This is a genomic window from Verrucomicrobiales bacterium, from assembly GCA_016793885.1.
GTDB lineage: Bacteria > Verrucomicrobiota > Verrucomicrobiia > Limisphaerales > UBA11320 > UBA11320.
The window spans coordinates 1-21,231 of sequence record JAEUHE010000122.1 but is presented as its reverse complement, the minus strand read 5'-3'; the positions used below and the strand labels follow the sequence as shown (position 1 = coordinate 21,231).

The 21,231-nt window shown below is 55.4% G+C and carries 9 protein-coding genes; 3 read left to right on the top strand and 6 right to left on the bottom strand.

The genetic code is table 11. The features are described from left to right. The first annotated feature begins 346 nt into the window (after positions 1–346). Positions 347–1,279, top strand: a complete 933-nt coding sequence (locus JNN07_13715) for a DUF1684 domain-containing protein (GenBank protein ID MBL9168790.1) — start codon at positions 347–349, stop codon at positions 1,277–1,279. Here JNN07_13715 and JNN07_13710 read toward each other — a convergent pair. Beyond that, positions 1,276–8,460: a lamin tail domain-containing protein gene (locus tag JNN07_13710; GenBank protein ID MBL9168789.1), complete on the bottom strand. Its 7,185-nt coding sequence runs from the start codon at positions 8,458–8,460 to the stop codon at positions 1,276–1,278. The two genes, JNN07_13715 and JNN07_13710, sit on opposite strands and share 4 nt — an antisense overlap. A 624-nt stretch (positions 8,461–9,084) precedes the next feature. Between JNN07_13710 and JNN07_13705 the strand changes: the two genes are divergently transcribed. Together JNN07_13705 and JNN07_13700 are read left to right on the top strand one after the other, a co-directional pair. Then, positions 9,085–10,755, top strand: a complete 1,671-nt coding sequence (locus tag JNN07_13705) for a prolyl oligopeptidase family serine peptidase (GenBank protein MBL9168788.1) — start codon at positions 9,085–9,087, stop codon at positions 10,753–10,755. 213 nt (positions 10,756–10,968) lie between these two features. Next, entirely contained in the window at positions 10,969–11,730 is a 762-nt protein-coding gene (locus tag JNN07_13700; GenBank protein MBL9168787.1) for a type II secretion system protein, read from the top strand. Positions 11,731–11,737: 7 nt separating this feature from the next. Here the strand turns inward: JNN07_13700 and JNN07_13695 are convergent, their stop codons facing one another. The 5 genes from JNN07_13695 to JNN07_13675 form a co-directional block, all read right to left on the bottom strand. Then, positions 11,738–12,763, bottom strand: a complete 1,026-nt coding sequence (locus JNN07_13695; protein ID MBL9168786.1) for a hypothetical protein — start codon at positions 12,761–12,763, stop codon at positions 11,738–11,740. Between the two features lie 1,743 nt (positions 12,764–14,506). Then, on the bottom strand, positions 14,507–15,808 hold the full coding sequence (locus JNN07_13690) for an O-antigen ligase family protein (GenBank protein MBL9168785.1): 1,302 nt from the start codon (positions 15,806–15,808) through the stop codon (positions 14,507–14,509). Positions 15,809–17,134: 1,326 nt separating this feature from the next. Then, positions 17,135–17,482, bottom strand: a complete 348-nt coding sequence (locus tag JNN07_13685; GenBank protein MBL9168784.1) for a hypothetical protein — start codon at positions 17,480–17,482, stop codon at positions 17,135–17,137. Positions 17,483–17,527: 45 nt separating this feature from the next. After that, a complete protein-coding gene (locus JNN07_13680; protein MBL9168783.1) occupies positions 17,528–18,868 on the bottom strand; it encodes a hypothetical protein in 1,341 nt (446 codons plus the stop codon). Positions 18,869–20,054: 1,186 nt separating this feature from the next. Further along, positions 20,055–20,360, bottom strand: a complete 306-nt coding sequence (locus JNN07_13675) for a hypothetical protein (protein ID MBL9168782.1) — start codon at positions 20,358–20,360, stop codon at positions 20,055–20,057. Positions 20,361–21,231 lie beyond the last annotated feature (871 nt).

The following is a 21,231-nucleotide window of genomic DNA, read 5'->3' as shown; positions in this document are numbered from 1 at the left end:
CCAAGCGCAACCCGCGATGGGGTTGTGAGAAAACCACGACTAACCCAGGGTAGGCGCTCCTGCGTCGCGCCAACCCTGGGCTTTGAGCCGGAATCCCTTTGGGATTCTAACATTTGGTCGAAGAACTTGTGGGTAATGCTTAGAGAGGTCTACCGCACTCCCTATGGCCCAACTCGGTCGCGAAGCGTTTGGAGTGCTGTAGCCCTCTACAGCTTTTCGGCAAGCGACGGAGTCGGGAGATCTCACCCACTTTTAATCACACCCGGTCCCCACAGCGGAACGGGACCAGATGCGATGAGATGAGGTTGCCAAATCTGCTGGGTAGCCCGATGCTGACAAAAATGGCATGCAGCCCACCCCTCTCACTCTAACTTCCATCTTCGCAACCTGCCTCCTCCTGATGGGTTGCCAGTCGACCTTACCGCCCCAAAACGACCTGGCAACTTCCGCTGTTGCGGACTGGGAGTTGTGGAAAGCGAAGCGGCAGGAATCGATCGCCGGCACCAATGGCTGGCTCACTCTGATCGGCCGCCATTGGCTGGAGCAGGGACCGCAGAGCGTTGGCCGCAATCCGTCGAATGATATCGTGATCCGTTCAGAACGAGCTCCGGAGTCGATCGGTGTCCTGCATCGTAACGGGAAATCGGTAAGGATTGAGCTGTCCCGCGGCGTCCAGGCTTGGGTGGAGCGCCAACCGGCCCCCAGTTCCCTGGAGCTTAGGTCCGACCATGCCTCCTCCCCTACGCTACTGGTCATCAGCGATCTCAAGTTCCTGATCATCGATCGAGGCGACCGAATCGGCCTTCGAGTGCGGGATCCATGGGCACCCGCACGAAAGCGCTTCGCCGGCTTAAGCTACTTCCCCTACCAACCCAAGTGGAGAGTCTCGGGCACCTTCGAGGCCTACCCAAAACCGCGCTCGGTGGCTATCGATACAGTGATCGGAACTACCGAGAACTTTGTGTCCCCCGGCATCGTGCACTTTCACTGGGACGGGCAGCCTTACTCCTTGGAAGTGGTGGAGGAGCAGGGCGTCGACGATTTCTTTGTGCTCTTCAAGGACCGAACCAACGGACGCACCACCTATGACGCCGGACGGTTTCTCTATGTCCGCCGGCCAGAAGCCAACGGCCAAGTCATCATTGATTTCAATCGTGCCTACACACCTCCGTGCGGTTTTACCCCGTATGCGACGTGCCCGCTCGCACCTCGGCAAAACTGGCTACCCGTGTCCATCCGGGCCGGAGAAAAGGCTCCGGCTCATCACGGAGCACACTAAAAATCTCCTGGTGTCACCAATCGGTAAACCCGCGACTGGTTAGTCGCCTGGGTATCCACCACGGTTTCGAGGCGGTTGGTGGTGCGTGAGAGAACGTTGGTCAGCCGCGTCCACTGTAAACTCGTAAGATCATCGCGATAGTTCACGCTGTAGGTGCGGTTGGACAGGGCGTTGAAGGAAATGCTGACGCCATTCTCCAAGGCCGCGATGCGGTCCAGCCTCAGGAAGCTGCCGGGATCGCGCGGATCAGTCCCCGACTCATACTCACTACGGTTCGACATCCCGTCCTGATCCGAATCGAGTTCGGCATCTCCCGGCATGGTCGGACTGAACCCGTTGTTCGACTCCCAGAGATCCGGCATCCGGTCTTTGTCGGTGTCGACGAGCACGGTGACCGTCACAGTGATGCTGGTAGAGCTGAGACTGGATGCAACATTGGTGACGAGTACAGAGTAGGATCCAGAGTGGGTGATCTTCGCATTGGTAATCCGATAAGTGCTCGCGCCACTATCGGAAACGCTGTTCGAGACCACGCTGGAGCTCTTCCTCCAGCGGAACGTCATCGGCGTGGTGCCCGATGCGGCAGCGCGAAGGTTTACGGTATCCCCCACCAATAAGGTCTGAGGTTGAGGTTGAAGAGTGATAGTTGGAGAGAAAACGACACTCAGGGTCGCGGAGGCCGATCGGCTTCCGGTGGCATTGCTCACTCGGACCGTATAACGGCCATCATTCACTTGGGTCACACCCGGCACAACGAGCCGGGGGCTGGTCGCTTCCGGGATATCATGATCGTTGAACTGCCACTGGTAGCTCAACGGGCTCTCCCCCATCACCACCACGTTAAACGTGGCGTTGCTGTTGGCATTTCCACGGACCATCTGGGATTGGGGCGGATCCACGATGCTCAACGGAAGAGTGACGGCCAACTCCGCGCCGGCGCTCAGAATAGAACCCCCGGAGTTTCCCACCCAGACATCGTAGCGGCCCACGTCGTCCAAGCGCACCGGATCGAGCTCCAACAGGGCATTCGTCGCCCGCGCCAAGGGTTGCTGGTTGAACCTCCACTGATACTGCAGGGGTCCCGGCCCGCTGGCCACCACCGAGAACGCCACCCTCTGCCCCAGGACCGAACTCCGAGACGTGGGAGGCAAGGTCAGCACCGGAAGCGCCTGAATCGGAGCTCCGGCCACGAAGCCAGGTGTCGGTTTGGAAGCCATCCAGCTTAGCGGAGAATTCCCCACCGCTGAGGAGGTTCGGCGGTGCAATGACGCCCCGCCGCCATCCACCAAACCTTCCGGCCACGGACGCTGCGAGCCAAAATCAACCCGGTCGACCAGGTAGTGAGTGGCGGTTCCGAACGCCGCGACCGCGCCCAGAGGGGCCAGCAGTCGGACATCATCACCCGCGTTGTCCAACCGGCCCTGGAACGGACCCATCACGGTGCTCGTCGAAGGAATCCCGTGGGCAGAACGGAAAGCCGCCAGGCGATTGGGTTGCTCAGAAGGGGAGAAATCCACCACCACCAGCCGCGCGCCGGGAAGCAGTCGCGTTCCAGGTGGGAAATCGAAGCTCACCGCCTCGGCAAGTCGCCATCCGTGTTCCGCCGAGCCACCTGAGCCCAGGTCCACCACCTGAGCACTCACATTCTCCAACTCAATGAACTCCGCATCCACACCCGCTCCCGAGACCGGATGATAGTAGAGTTCAGAGATCACGATGGGCCCGACACGAAACAGACTGTTGGATTGCCCCTGTCCGGAACGGAATTGTTCCAGCGAGCTCGGAGCTGCCACCCCGAAACTGGGGCGATCAAGAGGTAGCCACTGGAGTTCCAGACCAGTCTTATAGGCTCCGAAGGAAGTGTTGGCTGGAGCCGGTGCAAACCTGGCCCAGGCGGCTCGTCCCGTCAGTCGCCCGGCGGTGTCCGCCTCAAAAAGCCATATCTCCCCGCCCCGAGCTCCGGTGAGGTTCAACGGAGCAGGCGCGGACTTCCAGTCCTGCTCATACACCACTCGGAACCCGCCGGGGGAAACCATAGCTCCACCCGGCAACTGATACTTGAACGGGCTGTGACGATCGTCGCTGAGATACCAGCCGCCCACATCGACTGGCTCAGCTGAAACGTTCGCCAGCTCAATGGCTCGCTCGAAAGGGGGCACCGCCTCGGCCAGGACCTCACTGATAACGACGCCGTTCAGCTGCTGAAAGTTTCTTTCTCCGGGACTTTCCGAATTCGGGAAAGCGACCGGGTTCCCGGTCCCGTCCGGAAGCCGCCCGAAACTGATGCCCGCGCTCGAGTCGGAAAAGTCGATCCCATCCAAGGTAACCCCGTTCGTCGCATAGATTCGGAGCGAACCTCCGTCCGCAGCGAGCCTGAAATTCACATGACCAGGCGAGGCGGGGTTCTGTCCGTCTGCGATCCAGAGGATCCACCCCGCGGCATCCACCAAGGTCAAAGGCCCGACGCGAAACCGATTCGTGCCCGCCGCCGACGGATCATCGGTGAGGACCAACCCGGCCAAGTCCACGGGGAGGTTGGTGAGGTTGTAAATCTCGAACCAGTCGTCGCCATCCCAGGGTCGGGCCATCCACTCGTTGAGCCGCAACGAGAGCGGACTGCCCAGTGCCGCCGCCGGACTGTTCGAAGCGCCCGGGGTTGGGAAGCTGAGCAGCGACCGACGGAGACCCGCCAAGCCGGCCGCACGATCTACTAACTGAGCTCCATACGTGAAAGAGTGAACCGATTGGCCGGCTGAGTTGAACAGATGCACCGCGCCTCCCTCGCCACTCAAGGATCGACCACAGTTCAAGATGGCGTCCAATCCCAGGGATGCAGGACGGTCTTCGTCGCATTCGATCACTAAATAGCCGCGGGCGGCGATCACCGTGCCCGTAGGAAAATACCATTGGCCCGGAGCCATCTCTCCGACACTCAGGCTCATCCCGGTCAGATCAACCGGAAGGTCGTTCGTGTTGGCGAGCTCAAGCCAATCGACCGCGACACCGGCGCGATTCGTCAGCGAAGCATTCCGAGCGAGGATCTCGTTCACGATCGGACCGACGTAGCCTGCCAGGAAGTTAGCCGCGCCTGGGCTGGAGGAGTTGGGAAACTGAACCACGTTGGTGCTGTCCTCGGGATATCGCCCCTGGCTGATGCGGTTGGTCTGTCCGGTGTAACGAACTCGCTCCAGTTCGGCTCCAGAGGGGTCGTAGAGCGAGATCACACCGGCTCGTGGGACCAGTGTAAAATCCAGGTGCTCGGTGCCGACCACCTCATTGGCCAGCAACTGCACGTAACCGAAGGGCGGGAGGAACGACTTGGCGGCCAGACGGCTGATCACATTACTATTGCCGAGATAGACGCCCTCCAAGGAAACGGGTTCAGCCGAACGGTTACGCAGCTCAATCCATCCGGGTTGGCCGGGCAGCGAAACGATCATCCACTCGTTGATGGATAACTGCGAGGGGTCCGCGACGGGTGCCGCACGATTCTGAGCACCAGGCGTCGGCAGCCCAAGCTCCCAGGCCCCCTCCATCAGCCCGAGGGTCAGGTCGGAAATCTGCAGACCAAAGGAAACCGCATCGATGCGATTTGTGGCAGCATCATACAAAAACAAGGACTCACCTTTTCGCGCCAAAGAAAAGCCCGAGTGAAGCCCGGTGCCCAGGGCATTGACATCGTCACACCAGACCACCAGATAACCCCCGCCGGGAATCACCGTCCCGCTGGGAAAGACAAACTTCCGCGGATCTCCGTCATCGCTGAGGCTCCAGTTGTCGAGGGCAACCGGCGACGATCCGAGGTTCTGCAGCTCCACCCAATCCGGATAAAGGCCTCCGTGCTCTACCGCGGAAACATTCTCCGCCATAATCTCGTTGATGCGGATCACCGGACTCGGCGCGGGAGTCCGTGGCTGGCCGGGAGTGCCATGACGAGCGGTGCTGGCGGCCCAATTGGCCGGCGAATCGGGATCACCATTTAGGTCGATGAGTTCCAACGAGGCACCGGCGCCATCCGCCGCGACCGGCCATCCTTGGCCATCCTGATAGTCGACGGAAACCAAAACGTGGCCGGCGCGGTTGTGCAGCGACAATCGTTCCCCCCCATTGTTCAGGCTGCCATCGAACAGACCCGCGACCTTCACGCCCGGATAGCGCGCCGCAAAAGCGTTGGTGTCCGCATTGGAGGCGAGGACCCAGCGGGCACCGCCGGGCATGATGGTGTTCTCCACAAACATGAACTCGACACCGAGCAGGGAGAATCCACCCACATTCACTGGAGCATCGCCGCTGTTGAGCAATTCGATAAACTCAAGGGCGCTGCTGCCTTCCGGATTGTAGTGAATCTCGGTGATGCGGAGAGGAGATGCCAAGGATTCGATGGAAAAACTCGTGACGGTCAAAGCGCTCCAATTGGTGGTTCCTTGCAAAGTCCTCGCCTGCAGAAGGACCGGTTTGGTCAGGGTGATCGGGTTGGTATAAGCCGTCGCTCCGGGGGCAACCGCGTTGGAGAACATCACCCGAGGATCGCTGCCATTCAAGGTGTAGTAAATCACGCCATTGGTGGCGATGGTCTTGAGGGTAAGCTCGAACCCGGCCGGAACTCGCCCGCCAAAGCGGTTTAACGTCGGAGCGTTGCTGGAGGCGAATAGCTTTTGGTTCAGAAGCTGAGTCGTAAGAAACCGCCGTCGCTGAGGGATCCAGTCGGTCATGATCCCGTTGTCAAAACCCGATATCACCGGGAGGAGAGGAGCACGCATCTCCACGAATCGCGAGGTCACATTCGATTCCATCAACGCCCCATGGTTAAAGAAGTGTTTGTGAACCCGATCGGCGAAGAGCAGGCGAAACTCGGGACTCGTCTTCATCCGGTTGAACAGATCGGCGATCTCCGACGAGGCGCCCAGCGCGCTATCGCTGCTTGTGAACGAATCGAACGAGGCTCCACGCGACGACAGAAAACCTCCCTCGGCATCCCAAACGTAGAACCGAAATACGCCATTGGTAGAACGCTCCCGCGCCGCCCTCCAGTTGTTGTGGGGCCAATCCCACGTGGCGGCGTAGGCGTTGACGAAGATATAATCCACGAAATTGGTCAGATCCAGCCGACGCGCCACCTCCCGATATCCCGTCGCCAGGCTGACATTGGTCCGATTCACCAAGTTCCGCAGCGCCGTCCAGGCCACCCCGTCGCCGCCTTGAACCGCACTTCCCACCGTCAGAATATCCCATTTGTCGCCCCCTCCGTGATAGGCCTGCAGAAACTGCTCCTCCACCCGTTCGGTCGGGTTGTAGTACCCCTTGTACACTCCGTTGATGAACAAGTTCACAAAGTTGCCATGACAGGCGACCTGCCCCAGATCGCTGGAGAGCTGACGCACGAGTTCGTCCCGAAGAAACGGATTCACCTCATCGTTATGACCAGCACGCAGAACGATCTGATCATACTCCGCCAGCGGAGAGTCCTCAAAGAACGGCTGTTCGAGTCGTCCCGAGCCATAGTCCCCGCGGAAGTAGAGCCGATAGGAGAACTTGCTGGTCGAGGTATAGCGAGGGCGCGTGTAGTCACTTCCCTGAATACGAATCCCACAATCGAGCTGAAATCCTGAGTTGTCGCTGGGGCGTATGAATTCAACCGAGGTCGGACGCTCCCACGCGATCCCGTGCTTGTCTGGGTTCTGATAGTTGGCCCCAATGCCGGCGATCCCGGTGGGGCCGGTCAGATTCTTGTTCGCCGTTACAATGGAGAGAATCGGCAGCGCGCGGTTGGCGGCGCTCTGTCTAAAGAGATAGGTGTAGGTGCCCACGGACGAGGACAGCCGGTCCTCGCGAAACGCCACGGCTCGTACCACCGCCGTGTTGGTGATCCGGAGGGAGTTCGTGTAGATCTGCCCGTTCTGCAGAGTTGGCTCGCTGCCGTCCAGGGTGTAGCGGATGAATGCGGCCGGGGTCGGCGTGTGGAGATGCAGGGTGAAGGCGGCATTGTAGTGGCCTCGAGGCGCACTAAACTGCACATCCTCACACAGGCCCGCGATAGTAGGCCCGACGTTCTTGGCCCCTGGAGTAGGCTGAGAGTAATAGTGCCCCACCCCATTGGTATCACGTCCATACGAAATGTCGTTCCGCTGCACCGGATAACCCGGCGAAAAAGAGTCTGCTAGGATCCGCGGGGAGTCGGGGGTAAACAACCCGAGGAACTCGCCTCGAGGGCTGAGCTTAAAGTTGGTGTGGAAACGATTGGCTCCCACGGGCGATCGACGATCCTTTCCCGACGCAAACACCACCAGATAGGCACCGGGATTGAGGACGCGGCTGGGGAAGACCCAGCGATCGGGTTGGTCCGGGTCGTCGGTCAATGACCAACCGGCCAAATTCACGCTTCGATTGCCACGGTTGTAAATCTCGATCCAGTCCTGAGGCTGCGGATCCGTGGCGGTCGAATCCTCATCCGTCAGTCCGCTCTCGTTGGCTGCCAGGATTTCATTGATAATGAGATCTCCGCGGGCGCTCCCCGGGTCCAGTTTAAGGTTCCAAGACTCGGCTACAAAGGCGTGCCCAGCGGGCTCCGCCAGATCCGTGATCAAGTGACTGGCTCGCCACGACAAAAGGACAGGGCCGGGCTCGGGCTGACCAAACCGGAAGATAAACCGACCATTCTCCAGGCTCTCCACCCCCAGCGCGGGCAACCCGTTGATCAGCAGATCTTCCGCCTCCACGCCATCCACCGGTTCGCTGAACTGAACCACCCATTCCGAAAGACTGCTGATCGTGCTGCCCGCCTTAGGAAACACGTCAACCACCCGAGGTGGCAGTGTATCCGTCAGCACATAATCCCAAGTGGCTCCAGGGCTTAGCGGATCAAAATTCAGAGGCGGCTCGCTGAGGTCGCGAATCCCGGGCTGGGCCTGCCAGCGAATGCGTACCGGACCATATTCCGGCTGCAGCACGGCGAAGGTATAGGTGTCATCGGCTCCCCTCACCCCGATAACGGGAAGATCGTTCACCAGCAGATCATCGATGTCGACTCCGCTGACCGGCTCGGAGAACGTGACGGTGATCTCCTGGAGACGATCGGCGATGATCCCCGGAGGCGGCTCCACTCTGAGGAGGACAGGAACCGCAGCATTCCCCGCAGTCAGGGCCCATTGGAAACAGGCCAACACCCAACAAAAGGCTGACACAAATCTCCGGGGAGCAACGACTTTCCGAGGGTGGTTCACGTGTAGAAAGGTAGCACTTACGGCCGTCAATCCAAGCAGTTTGTCGCAGGAGTCTGGACCGTTTAGCGTCGTCCGTCCTCGGACGATTCCCAGCCACGAGCGCAGCGGGCCTACATCTTCATCCTTTCCCCCTCTCACCCGATGGGCCGAGACGGCCCTTCGCTCCTTTTTAGCGGGCATTGATTTCCAATGCCTTAGCACTCAAATCGACCTTTAAAATCAGGCATTTCTCAGTAGTCAGCAAGATTAATCGGCGGTACTCCTAATCTACCGAACAATACTCCGACATTAGGCCTCTGCTGGCAAAAACACTGGCGACAGCGAGCGCAGTATGAGAGACCATGCGTGCGTATCCCACGTTTTTGAGTTGAACAATTCTAACTGAATGTTAAGAGTCGCTCGATTCGGTCCTTGGGTCAAGTTATCCTGAGAATGAGAGCTCATCTGCCCCCCCCCTTGATGCGGAAAGGTCAAATCTCGTGCAGATGGTTGGCGAGTGCGATTTTGGCCGCACTACTCGTGGCGTGTTGGACCAATCAAAATCGTGGCCAGGTTGAGGCGCATAAGGGAGTAGTTTCTTGTCTCTTGTCGCAATATCCGTCGCCGGTTAGCCTTTCTCCTGACGGTAAGCGCATTCTGGTCAAAACCCGGCATGAGAAGGATTTCGAGATCTCGATTTTAGATCGAGTCTCGGGGCTTGTTGTCGCATCAGATCGGTCACCAGACACTCAGCTCTCATTGACTTGGCATCCGGACAGCGAAGCCATCGCTTTTCAGGAAGCACGCGAGGGCAACCGGCAATACCAACTGTGTGTTCTAAGCTCGAGGACCAAAAAGCGTCATCGACTGAATGCCCCGATCACACGCTCGGCCGCCCCGCCCATCCGTTGGCATCCCGAGGGCTTAAAGCTTGCGTACTTTGTCACAACAGAGAGTCGTTCTGGAAGGATCGTCTCAGTGAATACCGAGGACAATGGTGAACCTGCAACGATTCTTGACGAAGCTGCTCTCAACGGTGACTTCGCATGGTCGCCAAACGGAGATGAGCTTGCTGCGGTGTCTGCCCTTGAGAGTAGTCGAGTGCTGCTTGTGAGAATTCAACCAAAGGAGCTGAAGGCTATTGATCTGCCGAGTGGAACAATCGTCCGAGACCTTGCCTGGGCCCCAAGTGGGAAGACTATGTTGATGACGGTTCGATTTCCTGAAAGCGAGTTTTTTGAACTGATCGAGGTAGAGATCAAAACATCGCAACTCATCAAGAGGTTATCTAGCCGCGGTGACATTTCGACACCCCTTTGGCTTGAGCCAGGCCCGTCATTTCTCGTCCATCTGGAAGGTTTCGGAAACCGAGTACCACTTCTTGGCTCCTTCACACAGGAACTACGCCCTGTGCTTGATCTCACCAACGGAGTTCATCAATGTCGCATTTTGGCTGATGGTGAGAGTTACAACGTGCTAACAAAGATGCCGACCTCAGCATCGACGCTACTCGAAGTCCGACTCGATACAAAGAAAGTCAGCCAGATTTATCCACTACCAAGTGAGTCCAGGGCGGAGAATGTAACTCCAGAAATGGTTTTCTTTAACTCGGTGGACGGAACTAGCATCCCGGGGATCCTCTGGCGGTCGACCCAGACCAAGGAGAAGCTCAAAGGTGTACTGATCGACGTGCACGGGGGGCCAAGACTCCAGGCCACGACCGAGCAGAACCCAGCCAAACAATGGCTGCTGAGCAATGGAATTCACATTATGAGTGTTAACTATCGAGGGTCAGCGGGGTATGGTCGTGCATTCGAGGAAGCCGATGCTGAGACAAATCAGATCGACGACATAGTTGCTGCTTGTAGATATGCGACCGACACCTTACCAGGTGCGGGTCGTCATATCGTCTTATTGGGCTCGAGCCATGGCTCCAAGCTGGTCCTAGGAGCGAGCAAACGCTGGTCCGGCCCACTGACTGGGATAGTCATTACTTCTTTCTCCTCCGCGCCGGACGACGCTATCTCGCAATGGTCAGACCACCGTTTTTACATATACGGATTCCACGGGCAACATGACTCGATCACAGCCCCATCCTTAGCACGCGCTGGCCTCGAGCGTTATCTTGGCAGGGAATGCTTCAGTCCGACAAACGGCAACTGGGAAGTCCTCCCCGGGGAAGGGCACCAGTTTCACCGTACAATCTCGTGGGCAAAAGTGTATACATCCGTGCTCCTGTTACTGGATTTGAACAGGACGGGTTTAGACTCCATGTGATAGCGGGATGCAGCGTATGGCCACTCTAAAGCCATCAATGAGATCCTGAACATCCGACCCTCATTCAAAAACCCTTCAGGAATTGGCGAGGATCCTCCGCCGCCGCGCACCAAAACCAACTGTCTGGGCGACAATTTTGTAGATTTCTCGGTGCATTCTGGTATTTTATCAATGTGGCGCTGGTTTGGGGACAGTCACAAAACGTTACTCTCCATGAAAAATCACTACCGACCTACATCCTTGAGATACAGAGCCTTCACTTTGATAGAACTTTTGGTGGTGATTGCCATTATTGGAATACTCGCTGCACTCTCCACGACTGCACTTTCAAGCGTGAAGGAAAAGGGAAGTCGGACCAAGTGTCTAAATAACCTCAAGCAATTTTGCCTGACGGCACAGCTCTATGCAAGCGAAAGTGATGATAAGTTGCTCCCAGGCCTCGATAATAACAACGGGCCAGCCAGCACGTCCGTGACAGCAGGTATCAATTCACATACCATCAACTTGTCGGAGGCGACGATGACAGCCATCGTTCGCTTCTCTGGAACGAGCAACATAGCCTACTGCCCCGGGTTTAGCCACGGCGGGATGTTGGCTTATACCAAGGAGTATGGTTACGCGATAGGTTATAATTACCTAGGCGGCCACAAGTTCTCCACAACGAACTATCCTCAGTATGCCGCCTGGCATTCTCCCCAGCGCACCACCGAAGATGGCTCGCTACCGATTGTTGCGGACGCCAACCATTGGGCAACAAAGGACGGATGGGCGATCGCGCCGCACGGGGTTCGGGGTCCAATAAAGGAGGATGAAAGCTCCTTCGTCCGGTCTAACGGGGGACAACCGTCCGAAACGATCGGAGCTGTCGGTGGCAATGTGGGCCAACTTGATGGTTCTGTTTTATGGAAACCTATCCGAGCGATGAAGCGCCATATCGCTTCGACTCACGATGACAATTACATCGGAGCATGGTAAGCGACTGTTACCGATCGAACCAATTCTCTCGCAACTGTCGCCATTCGGTTTCGTCCGTAGTCCACTCTGCGAATATCGCCAAACCATCAACCAATGGCGTCTCACGCGGCTGAGGTTCATTCAACACATCCTGTAAAGTACGTGAAGTATTCGCTATGCTCTCCACCTCAAGATCTCGAAACTTCCATAGTTCAGCCTTGTTGACGAACGTTCCGACGCCAATAAGAAACTGCGTACCCCTAGCACTCGCCTTCCACGCTTTGATATTCTCTACTTGAAGCCGTAGGCTCTCTTTGAAGACCCTCCGGTCACTAATGCTGGTGTCGAAGCAAAGGATTGCGATCTGATCCACGTATTTGCTGATGGAGCGAATCTCATCGAATGTATTCTTCCGTTTCCAATGTACTGCCATCGGTGATGTCGAAACCGCAACGGTCGAGATGAAGGCGCTCGGCAGTTTCTTCCTCAGCGCCTGAAAGAATTGTATCTCATCCTCTCCATAGTGATCGAGGCCACGCAACCCTGGGTAGAATTCGTCAGAGATCTGATGAGTAAAAAATTCGAAGTTCACGTGCACACCTGCAAATCTTTGTTCCTTTAACAGTCGCGAAGTTTCGTTGATTGCGTTTGAAACCCATCGAAGGTCGTCAATAAATACAGTTTTGTTGACGATGCCTCCAACCCATGGAAGAAGGATCAACTCCGGACAATCACGCCTAATGGTCTCAACACTAGAACGTGCAGTTGGAGAGAATACGTAGTCTGGCAACATACCGTTTGTATCATACGGACCTGCGAATAAGTAGGCGTACTTGATTTTGTTCGCCCTTAGGGTATCACAAAATCGTTTGAGGTCGGCAGGAGTCAATGGCTTCGAGGTAGTCGGCTGATAGCCTCGAAGATATAGGCTCTGCGCCCAGACCGAATTCTCGACCCCAGCTCTCAATTCTCTCCGAAAATTCGCTGTGCGGATTTCTGAGAGATAAATCGCTACTACTAGGATCGTCGCAAAAGACCAAGCTGTTCGTCGCATGAATTATATGATATTTAATATGTCAACCCACACTCCGAAGCTGGTTGTCACCACTCTGGATTATGAGCAAAACCCTTACAGCTTCCTGGCGATGTGGGCGAGAGCATCAAGGATAGTCTGCAATAAGATTGGCAGGGGGCCTTGGTGCACTCTTCCAGTCACCGTCGCACCAAAGCTCCACTTGGCCACTGGAACCAAGACGCGCTGGGATGGCCACCGAACGAAGCGCCGCGACATAAAGGAGGTCGAAGTCGACTGGGCTTGCGATCCCACCAGTCCACGTCAATCCAAGATCGTGCCGATCGCTCAACGAGGGATTAATTTCGATCCTCTCACGCAGGTAGCGGACGACGATCTGCGCGGCATCAGGCGTACTCTTTTCCCTCCTTACTCGAGGGTACAAGTGCTTCCATAAAGGGCGTCGCCAGCAATAGTTTGAACTTTCTTCCCTACTGATCGTTGGAGATAGAACAAAGTCAAAATACACGCTGTCCAGGAGGCTCCAGTGAACAAGGCTCCTGGTGTAACGGGATAGTTGTGCATGTTCCAAAAGACAAGATAAAGGCTGCCCAAGCAGTGAGGAGTGCTTTGACAAATGACGAATCTCTTGATCCTCAGGTGCGTTTGCACGCACTCGACACATGAGGTTGATGGTCCATGGAACAACGGGCAAGAGTGGAAGCAGACATGTAGTGATGATCCGCATTGTGGCGAGTATGGCAACGCAGCAGCTTGCGCGACGGATCCATAGATCGCCTCGCGAAGCACATCGAGAATTAGCATATCGATCAAAGTTTGGACCATTCATGCTCTCCAGATTCTGAGGATGGAACAAACCGAACTTGACGTTGTAAGCCCGTGAGAAGAGATGATATCGGGACAGCAGCGCTAGAATTAGGCCCAAAAGACAGATGGGGACTACAAAGGGCCAAAATTGCTCCAGAGAGATGAACGAAGGTTTGCTCGACCTAGATTTCAGCCCAATCGGGGATTCTGGAAGCATATTACGACACCATTCCGCAATCAGGCGGATAGCAAGCCTCTGATTGTCGCCAAAGGAGTCGAACTTCTGCGACAACGAACTCACACGCACAGGGATTCCAAGTCCCTCCAGACATGAAACAAGTTCTTGACTCTCGCCGGACCGCGCTTCCCCCATACAGTTGCTCTCTACTAGAATGATACTCGAAGAAGCGATTTTTGATGGGATACTGATACCTGAGCTACTTCCTTTGGAGCGGATAGCGACTTGGCACGAATAGGCTCTAATGGTGGTATTTGTCTCTTCGGCGAGACTCACTATCAGCCGGGGGGCCGAAGGGGCGCGCTCCAAAGCGTAACTGATACAACGCGGAACGCCGATTCCGCGACCCACCCATACCGTCCTACTAATGTCCACCCAGCGCTGCTCCCGGAGAAAACCAAGCAAGGCTGTGATCTGTTCCTCATCGAAGGCCGCAGGATCTTGCTGACGGTCAATAACAATTGCAGCAAATCCGAGGTCAGCAAACTGGCGCAATGTAGAACCACACTCAAATGACCCATGTTTAGTCGGGGAAAAATACAAAACCACCGGGAGGCGCACATCCGAGATCTTTGGGATCACTGAGATGAAGGGTAATATTCCTTGCTGAGCTCCCGGCAGTGAAAAACTAACGATGTCGAATTGGGCCGGATCTTTGGCCCACAAGAATACTCCTAGGATTACCAAAGCTAGTGAAGCATGAGCTAGCCGCCTTTGTTTCACACTGGTTTGCACGTGGTTCTTATGGGACTTGGGCAAATACGGGGTAATGCAGAACTCAAGTGACTATAATACGATGAGAGAATCATATCCCGCCTGCCAAGTTCCAAAAGCATAAAAAAAACTGCGGAGGTTCCAAGTTCGAACAATCCTCCGTCCAGAGCGAATGTCAGGATCAAGAAGATGGCACCACCCCGACACAAAAGCTGAAACCTCTCCAGATCAAGGGCCGATTGAGGTTGACCTATCCGCTTAGGGACTTTTGGTTGCTCGGTTCGTGTGTCTTTGGTGCACAACAGGCAACCAGCGAAGTAGGTTAAGAGGCTGAACGTCGCGGGTAGACCACAACCTGCAGCCATAAGAAGAAAGTCGTTGCGCTGGATTGCGCCTGTTTCTGCCAACCTGTGGATTGAGTAGAACTCTTTGTAGATCAGTTCAACTCGATCCAACCCCACGCCGAATATCGGAAAATCGGCAACTATCTCCACAGCACCAAACCATGCCGCTATTCGGTTTGTCCAAGAAAAATCATTGATATTAAGAATCGAGAAGAGGCGGCCAGCTAAGCTCCAGTTCGTATCGGCCAACTGATACCCCGCCAATACCGCTGCGCTAAGGAGTAATAAAGCCAATTGTCTTACATTGCTGCGCATCCAGGCAGGGAGGCGAGCGAGACGGAGCGTCCCCGCTCCCACACCAATGTAGACACCGCCCACAATAGTCGCCACCCAAGCACCCCGGCTGTAACTATGCAACAATGCGATCACCATCCATAGGCTCGCCAAGCAACAGACCACAGAGCCTTTCAACCGGAAAGACCGCGGAAATCGGAAACCAGGGTGTGAAGGTCCTTCTGGTCTACCAATATGGCTCCGGCGCTTCCAATCTTCAAGGGTGCCGCATGACATGGCTTTGCGATTCTCTGGAGCAATTCTTATCCAAACCCACAACAACCCTGCTGCAAGGAGCAAACCGAGCCCCGCAAAGGTTCCGTACGTATTTGGATTTCCCCAGATGCCATTCCATCGAAGCTCTCCGCGATACAAAGTGTCAAAAGACACATTAGGCAACAGGGATAAGAACGTCAGAATGCAAACAAGAGAAAAGATTATGTAGGTCGCATGATCGAATCGACATCGCTCAATGTCCTGACTAAAGGTCCAAGCGCGTACCCCCTTCCCAAGGCACGCGGCGAAGAACAAAGTATTGACATGCCCCAAGGACAATCCAGTTGAAAAGCCGCTCAAATCAAGCAAAGTCAGAGCTAGAGCTGCTAGCAAAAGCCAATCATAGCTACGCATAGCTAAAGCTAGGGTGTGCCGCACTCGTCGCAAGGTGATACAAGCTAGGATTACCAAACTGATTGCGATCAACAATAAACCTGCGCTGTGGTGAGCGACTCCCAAGTCTCTCAAAATGAGAAGCAAAGCTATAGTAAACCAGGGACTATTCCAGCAAAGGCAAGCTACTAAAACCAGGATCAGAACACTATGGCCAAGAATTGCGGTCGGTCGCAGACCACCCATCAGTGAATTTGTGGACATGCTGGAAGGTGAAATCCGTTTGTAGGGCACACTAGTTTGGCACTGTTGAGTGGCAGCTTTGCCGCTATGGGCCGAGTATCGGAGCAGAGTTCATTACCGTTGAAGTTCAGACCTCTAACAATCCAGCGAGCTGTTCTATGCTGACACATCGTGTTCCCCACGCACTTGCATATCTCTGCCCGTGAGAAGGATAAGGGAACTTCCGATAATGAAATAGACCAGAGTACCGCGTAGAACCCGATCGACCATCACTGGATGCCAGCCCATCCAATCGGAGGCGAGTCCAAGACAGGGACAAGGTGGCGCGACACCCATTCCCCATTTAGTGAGACGATAGCCAATGGCTAATGCAGAGATCAACAGCAGCACCCAACTCAAAAGCTGTGCATTGGAGGAGGAGAGAAGCAAGATAGCCGCGAGCAACTCACAAGTTCCAACTATGAGGAGAACAGATCTCAGAGAGCATCCGAATACTGGGTCCCCCACATCCAAAACCGGGGTATCTTGAAGGCAGGAGAGAAGCTTTGCTCCCGAAAGAGCCAACAGCAAGATTCCTGCACAGCAAAAATATAATCGCCCTAGAAAAGGTAGTTGGATTTTCATCGATTGGTGTTGCCCCCCGGACGGTTCTCCATAGACCTGATATCGTGGTGTCGCACAAGCGACTGGAGATATTTTTTCTGGTTTTTCCGCATTCGCGGTTAAATGCAACAAGGCTTGATTTCCTCAGGGCATGTTTGTATCTGCCTAGTCTTTCGAGAACCGATTCCAATGTCGCCGTCCACACCAAAGGCTTGGGGTCTTTGATCCAAGCTGCAAGGGATACTATGGTCGCTCGCTTTCACTACTCACCATCTTCCTCGCTGACGAAAACGCCCCGCGGGATACGGTCACCCGGGAGTTCCGCGAACCATCGTTCGACAAGTTTGAGCAAGCCGGAACTTGCCGGGATGATGTGAGGAGAGGGCAATTAAGTGAGGATGGCACTCGGGCTAATTCTGCATTCGTTGATGTTTGTGGGTAACAAAGAAGTCTGGGACCTTGGTCCCAGACTTAAGAATAAGTTCCTATTTTGAGCGAAGATCAAGCAGAACACGGTGATCCATAAGCGTTGAATTTGCCTCTAGTCTGGCTACTAGATAAACCAATCGTAACCCCTGAGCACCAATCGAAGACGTCGCACTGCCAGTAACAAATGTATTCACCCACGTTGATGGTCGTCGATAGACCATTTGCAACGCTGATGACGTCGTCGTAAAAACCAGAACTCGAAGCCTGACAAGTATGGGTCTGTGGACCAAGCAGGCCACATGGCACGGTGACGCGCAACGTCTTATTACCGCAACTGGTGTATACGTCACCAAAACAGACCGCGCCGTAGACCGCCGCACTGAACAATACCATTCCAATTGCAGGCATGATTTTTTTCATGATGTTCATTCCAGTAGTTGTGTCTTTGTTTGTTAAACTCGATTTCTATGGTTTATGAGACCTCTTGCGTCGAGTCAGGCGCAAAACCAAGCCAAGAAGAAGAATCCCAACGACGAAGTAGACCATCCTCAAAACGGATTGCCGCGTGGCGCTCGACTCCAGTTTGGAACCCAAACCGATATCTGGTTTCTGGACAGCCATCCACTTGCCTTTCGATCGAACGTAGGCCGTGTTATTCGAGTAATATGCCTTCACGAGCGGTGCATTGGAACGAGGCGAAAGACCGCGAGCTAACATGGAGTCCTCGGAATACCCAATAGAGCCCAAATCACGCACTCCAATAGTTAGGCTGGAAATCTCATTGGTTATCCGACTGGTTAGCGTCGAGCCCACCGTGCGTTCCCTAACAATCCTGGCAGGCAACCAATTTGGTCGCTTTAGATCATCCTCATAGATGTAATGCAATTTTTCCTCGAATGGGAATGGAGCTTGACCGGAATATCCAAGGACTGTTGGTCGATCGCCGTCGTCCTCAATCACTTGACCTCTGATCGGAACAAAATCCGTTCCAGCCAAAACTCGAACCTCGAACTCGGTTTCCGAAGTCCACTGAAAGGAGCTTCGATCCGGTCGCGAAAATCCCAACCCAAGAATATCTTCCAAGTGGCCGTAAGCTGATTCAACAATCGGAATTGGAGAAGCGTCCGCACCGCTATGACGCTGATCGCGATCGGCTATAGAGGCTACTTCGTGCTTCAGCTCCCAAAAAGCCGAATAAGAAAGGCCAGCCGCTTCACCAGCGAAACCCGGCAAATCGGGATTTGTGAGATGAGTCAGCCGGAGCGTATAGAACGTATTCGATTGAATAGCACCCTCGAACTCAACGAAGTTCTTGGGAAATGGCCTTCCTTCGACGCGGAAGTATAAGCCTGACTTTCGAAAAGCTATCCGTTGGATCGATGGCGGAGAAATCAAAAAAGATTTGAGAGGGTAATACTTGTTTGTAAACATCCCTAGACTCGCATCAACACGTTGTGACGTTCCTCGCAACAAAGGGAAACCCGACCGATAGGCAACGGCCCCCTCGCTTAACCTCGGAAGAAGAAGCGTAACGATGATCAACGACACCATTAGAGATTTATGAAAGGCTGAGGGATGACCAATCAATACCCTGCCGACGGTGGTCAATAATATCGGTTTGGATGCACCAAACCCCACCACGAAGGTGGTGGCATCACAACCACAGCTCCGAAGGAAACGATCAGAAATTAATTGAATCGCTGGAGGGCGAGCCAACGAGGATGAGCGTGCAACCGATGGGGACCTCCCCGGAACCAACACGATGTAATCATCCGCGGCAAGGGCTGATTGAGTTGTGGACTCCATTGGCATCGACAGAAACAAGGCCCGACTTAGCAATCGATGTCAACCACTTTCCAGCATTTCGCATTTTAACGGGCGCATGACAACTCTCGGGAAACGCGCTGGGCTTCGCTACAAATTGGTGGCGATCCGCCACGAGGGTGACCCATCGAGAGTCCTGGCGGGCGGAACCGAGGTCGCGTGCCATTGGAGAGAGAAAGTCGCGACGCGCGCTTCGCTGTCTAGTGGTATGGACACCTTTTTGAGAAATACGCCCCCAAAACTCCTCGTGCGAAGAAATTTGTCATGCACCCCATTTTGACTTTCCGTCGCGGCAACGAGCGGCACTTTGGCCTGGCCCTCGTCGGAGGTGGTCAAGAGCCGGGCATTCTTTGCTGAACTCATCCCCCCAACCCGGAGTTCGGCTCGACCTTACGGTAGTCCAGGTGGTGCAGCATCCAGGCTCTGAGCTCTTCGAGCACGGCTCGGCTGTGAGTTTGAGCTCTAGGGTGCATCGCACAACTGAATGGGCGCGTCCAACTCCGCCACTCCCTGCTTCATGAGTTCCGCTAGGTTCTCCCTTGTATGTTTCTAACTAGAATGCAAGGCACCGGTGAAGGGGCCGATCTGCCCGAGGATGCCCAAGTTAATATGCCATCGCGGCTGGGGTCACTCGTGGCCGCCGTCGAGCTTCGCGACTTACGCAGGTCCAGGATCCGCATCTTTTTATCGTCGTTGTGAGAGAACGGACCATCGGCTGCCTGCGTGTGCGCTCACTTAAGACCGGTTGGGCGTGCTCATGGAGCGGCTGCATCACTTCCCACTGAGGGGATTTCGGGCAAGGCGCTCCCTGTCTTGCCTGCGATCGGGCTAACCGGAAGCGGGCATCCCGCTGCCATACCGCAGAGGAGCCGACCACACAGCCGGGGAAGATTCTCTGGTTCCCAAACTCCTCCATCTCTGATGGAGGTTGGTGTCCGTGCAAAAACAGGGGCTGCCGGATGGAGAAAACCAGAGCAAGAAAACGGGAAGAAAGCTGGCGCTGGATGAGGCTGGATGAGCTGGGATTCAAGGCTGCCAAGGAGCGGATGAGGAAGAGCCGAACGAGAAGGGAAGAACCAAAGCGGACCAAAGGAACTGCGACAGCCTGACCCTGACCGCGCCGTCATGGGTCCCCCCGCCGGTGATCCAAATCGGTCCCCTCCCCGACCTACCCCGCCGCCTGGTCTCCCCTCACGCCTCCGAGCCCACGGGAATTTTTTGCCCTCCACCGTTTTTGAATCACCTCACAAGCCCGCGACAGCGCCTTCTCGTCCTCGGCGATGCGCCGGAGTGCCACAGTGGCAAACCACTTACTTCCATTCCTCTCAGGCCGTCCCAGGGGGCAAAGAACCCCTTTGGCGACGAGCACCGGGATGTCGTGAAGTTGAAACCCCAGGAACGCCGCCGCCTCGGCAGCTGAAAGCCTGGCTGGCAAGGTTCGAAGATTTAGCAGTTCTCGCTGGTCTTGAGTCATGGGTGGTGGGGGCATTCCCCGCCGGGTGTAGAGGAGATGACCACGCGAACCTATCCGCCACGACCCCGCTTTTGGTTGCAACCTTGCGAGCTGTCATCCGCCGAATCTTGTCTGGTCCAATCTCCCCCGAAGTCGGGGTCGGGTGAGCGGGGTTAGTGTCTCTAGGCACAATTACCCTGGGTGGTCCGGCAGCGACAAACAAGGGAGGGTGGAGTTTGGGGGGGGTGATAGGAACAAGCCACGGGACTTACCCGAGGGAGCTATTCCCGTTTCATCCTCGATATGGTAAAGGGTTCTTGTTCGCACACCGACTCATTGCAGGAGATTCTCCATGGGACCAGGGTTCGACCCAAGACATCAACAAGCCCACGGCAGCTCCCCTGCCAAAGGCTCGCCGCCTGGAGAGCTGACACCCCCCAAAACCACGGTCAATTTTCCCCTTGGCCAGGTGGTCATCACCCCCGGAGCGCTTGAAGCCATCCCCCAAGACGAAGTCATGGCTGCCCTCTCACGCCACAGCAGAGGAGATTGGGGCATCGTGAAAACGGAGGACTGGAAGGAAAACGACATCTCCCTTCGTGAGGGGTTTCGAATCCTCTCGGCTTATGAAACCAGGGATGGAACTAAATTTTGGATCATCACAGAAGCTGACCGGAGCTCCACCTGTCTCTTACTCCCCCACGAGTATTAGGATTGCGCCATCGATACCTGTCCCGCGCAATCCGGAGATGGGGCCGTGCGGACCCAGAGCACAAGTGCAAACTGATTTCGAACGCGGGCTCCCCTCTTCCCGGACCGCGTTCCCCCTCTAAGCGTAACCGCCCGCTCCTTTCAGACCCCGACCCCCATCAGCTTTAGCGCGTAAGCCTCC

Bases quoted from the DNA above. Each gene is read 5' to 3' on its own strand.
- JNN07_13685 (MBL9168784.1), bottom strand. From the start codon at position 17,482: ATGAAAAAAATCATGCCTGCAATTGGAATGGTATTGTTCAGTGCGGCG.
- JNN07_13700 (MBL9168787.1), top strand. From the start codon at position 10,969: ATGAAAAATCACTACCGACCTACATCCTTGAGATACAGAGCCTTCACT.
- JNN07_13695 (MBL9168786.1), bottom strand. From the start codon at position 12,763: ATGCGACGAACAGCTTGGTCTTTTGCGACGATCCTAGTAGTAGCGATT.
- JNN07_13690 (MBL9168785.1), bottom strand. From the start codon at position 15,808: ATGCGTAGCTATGATTGGCTTTTGCTAGCAGCTCTAGCTCTGACTTTG.
- JNN07_13680 (MBL9168783.1), bottom strand. From the start codon at position 18,868: ATGGAGTCCACAACTCAATCAGCCCTTGCCGCGGATGATTACATCGTG.
- JNN07_13675 (MBL9168782.1), bottom strand. From the start codon at position 20,360: ATGACTCAAGACCAGCGAGAACTGCTAAATCTTCGAACCTTGCCAGCC.
- JNN07_13715 (MBL9168790.1), top strand. From the start codon at position 347: ATGCAGCCCACCCCTCTCACTCTAACTTCCATCTTCGCAACCTGCCTC.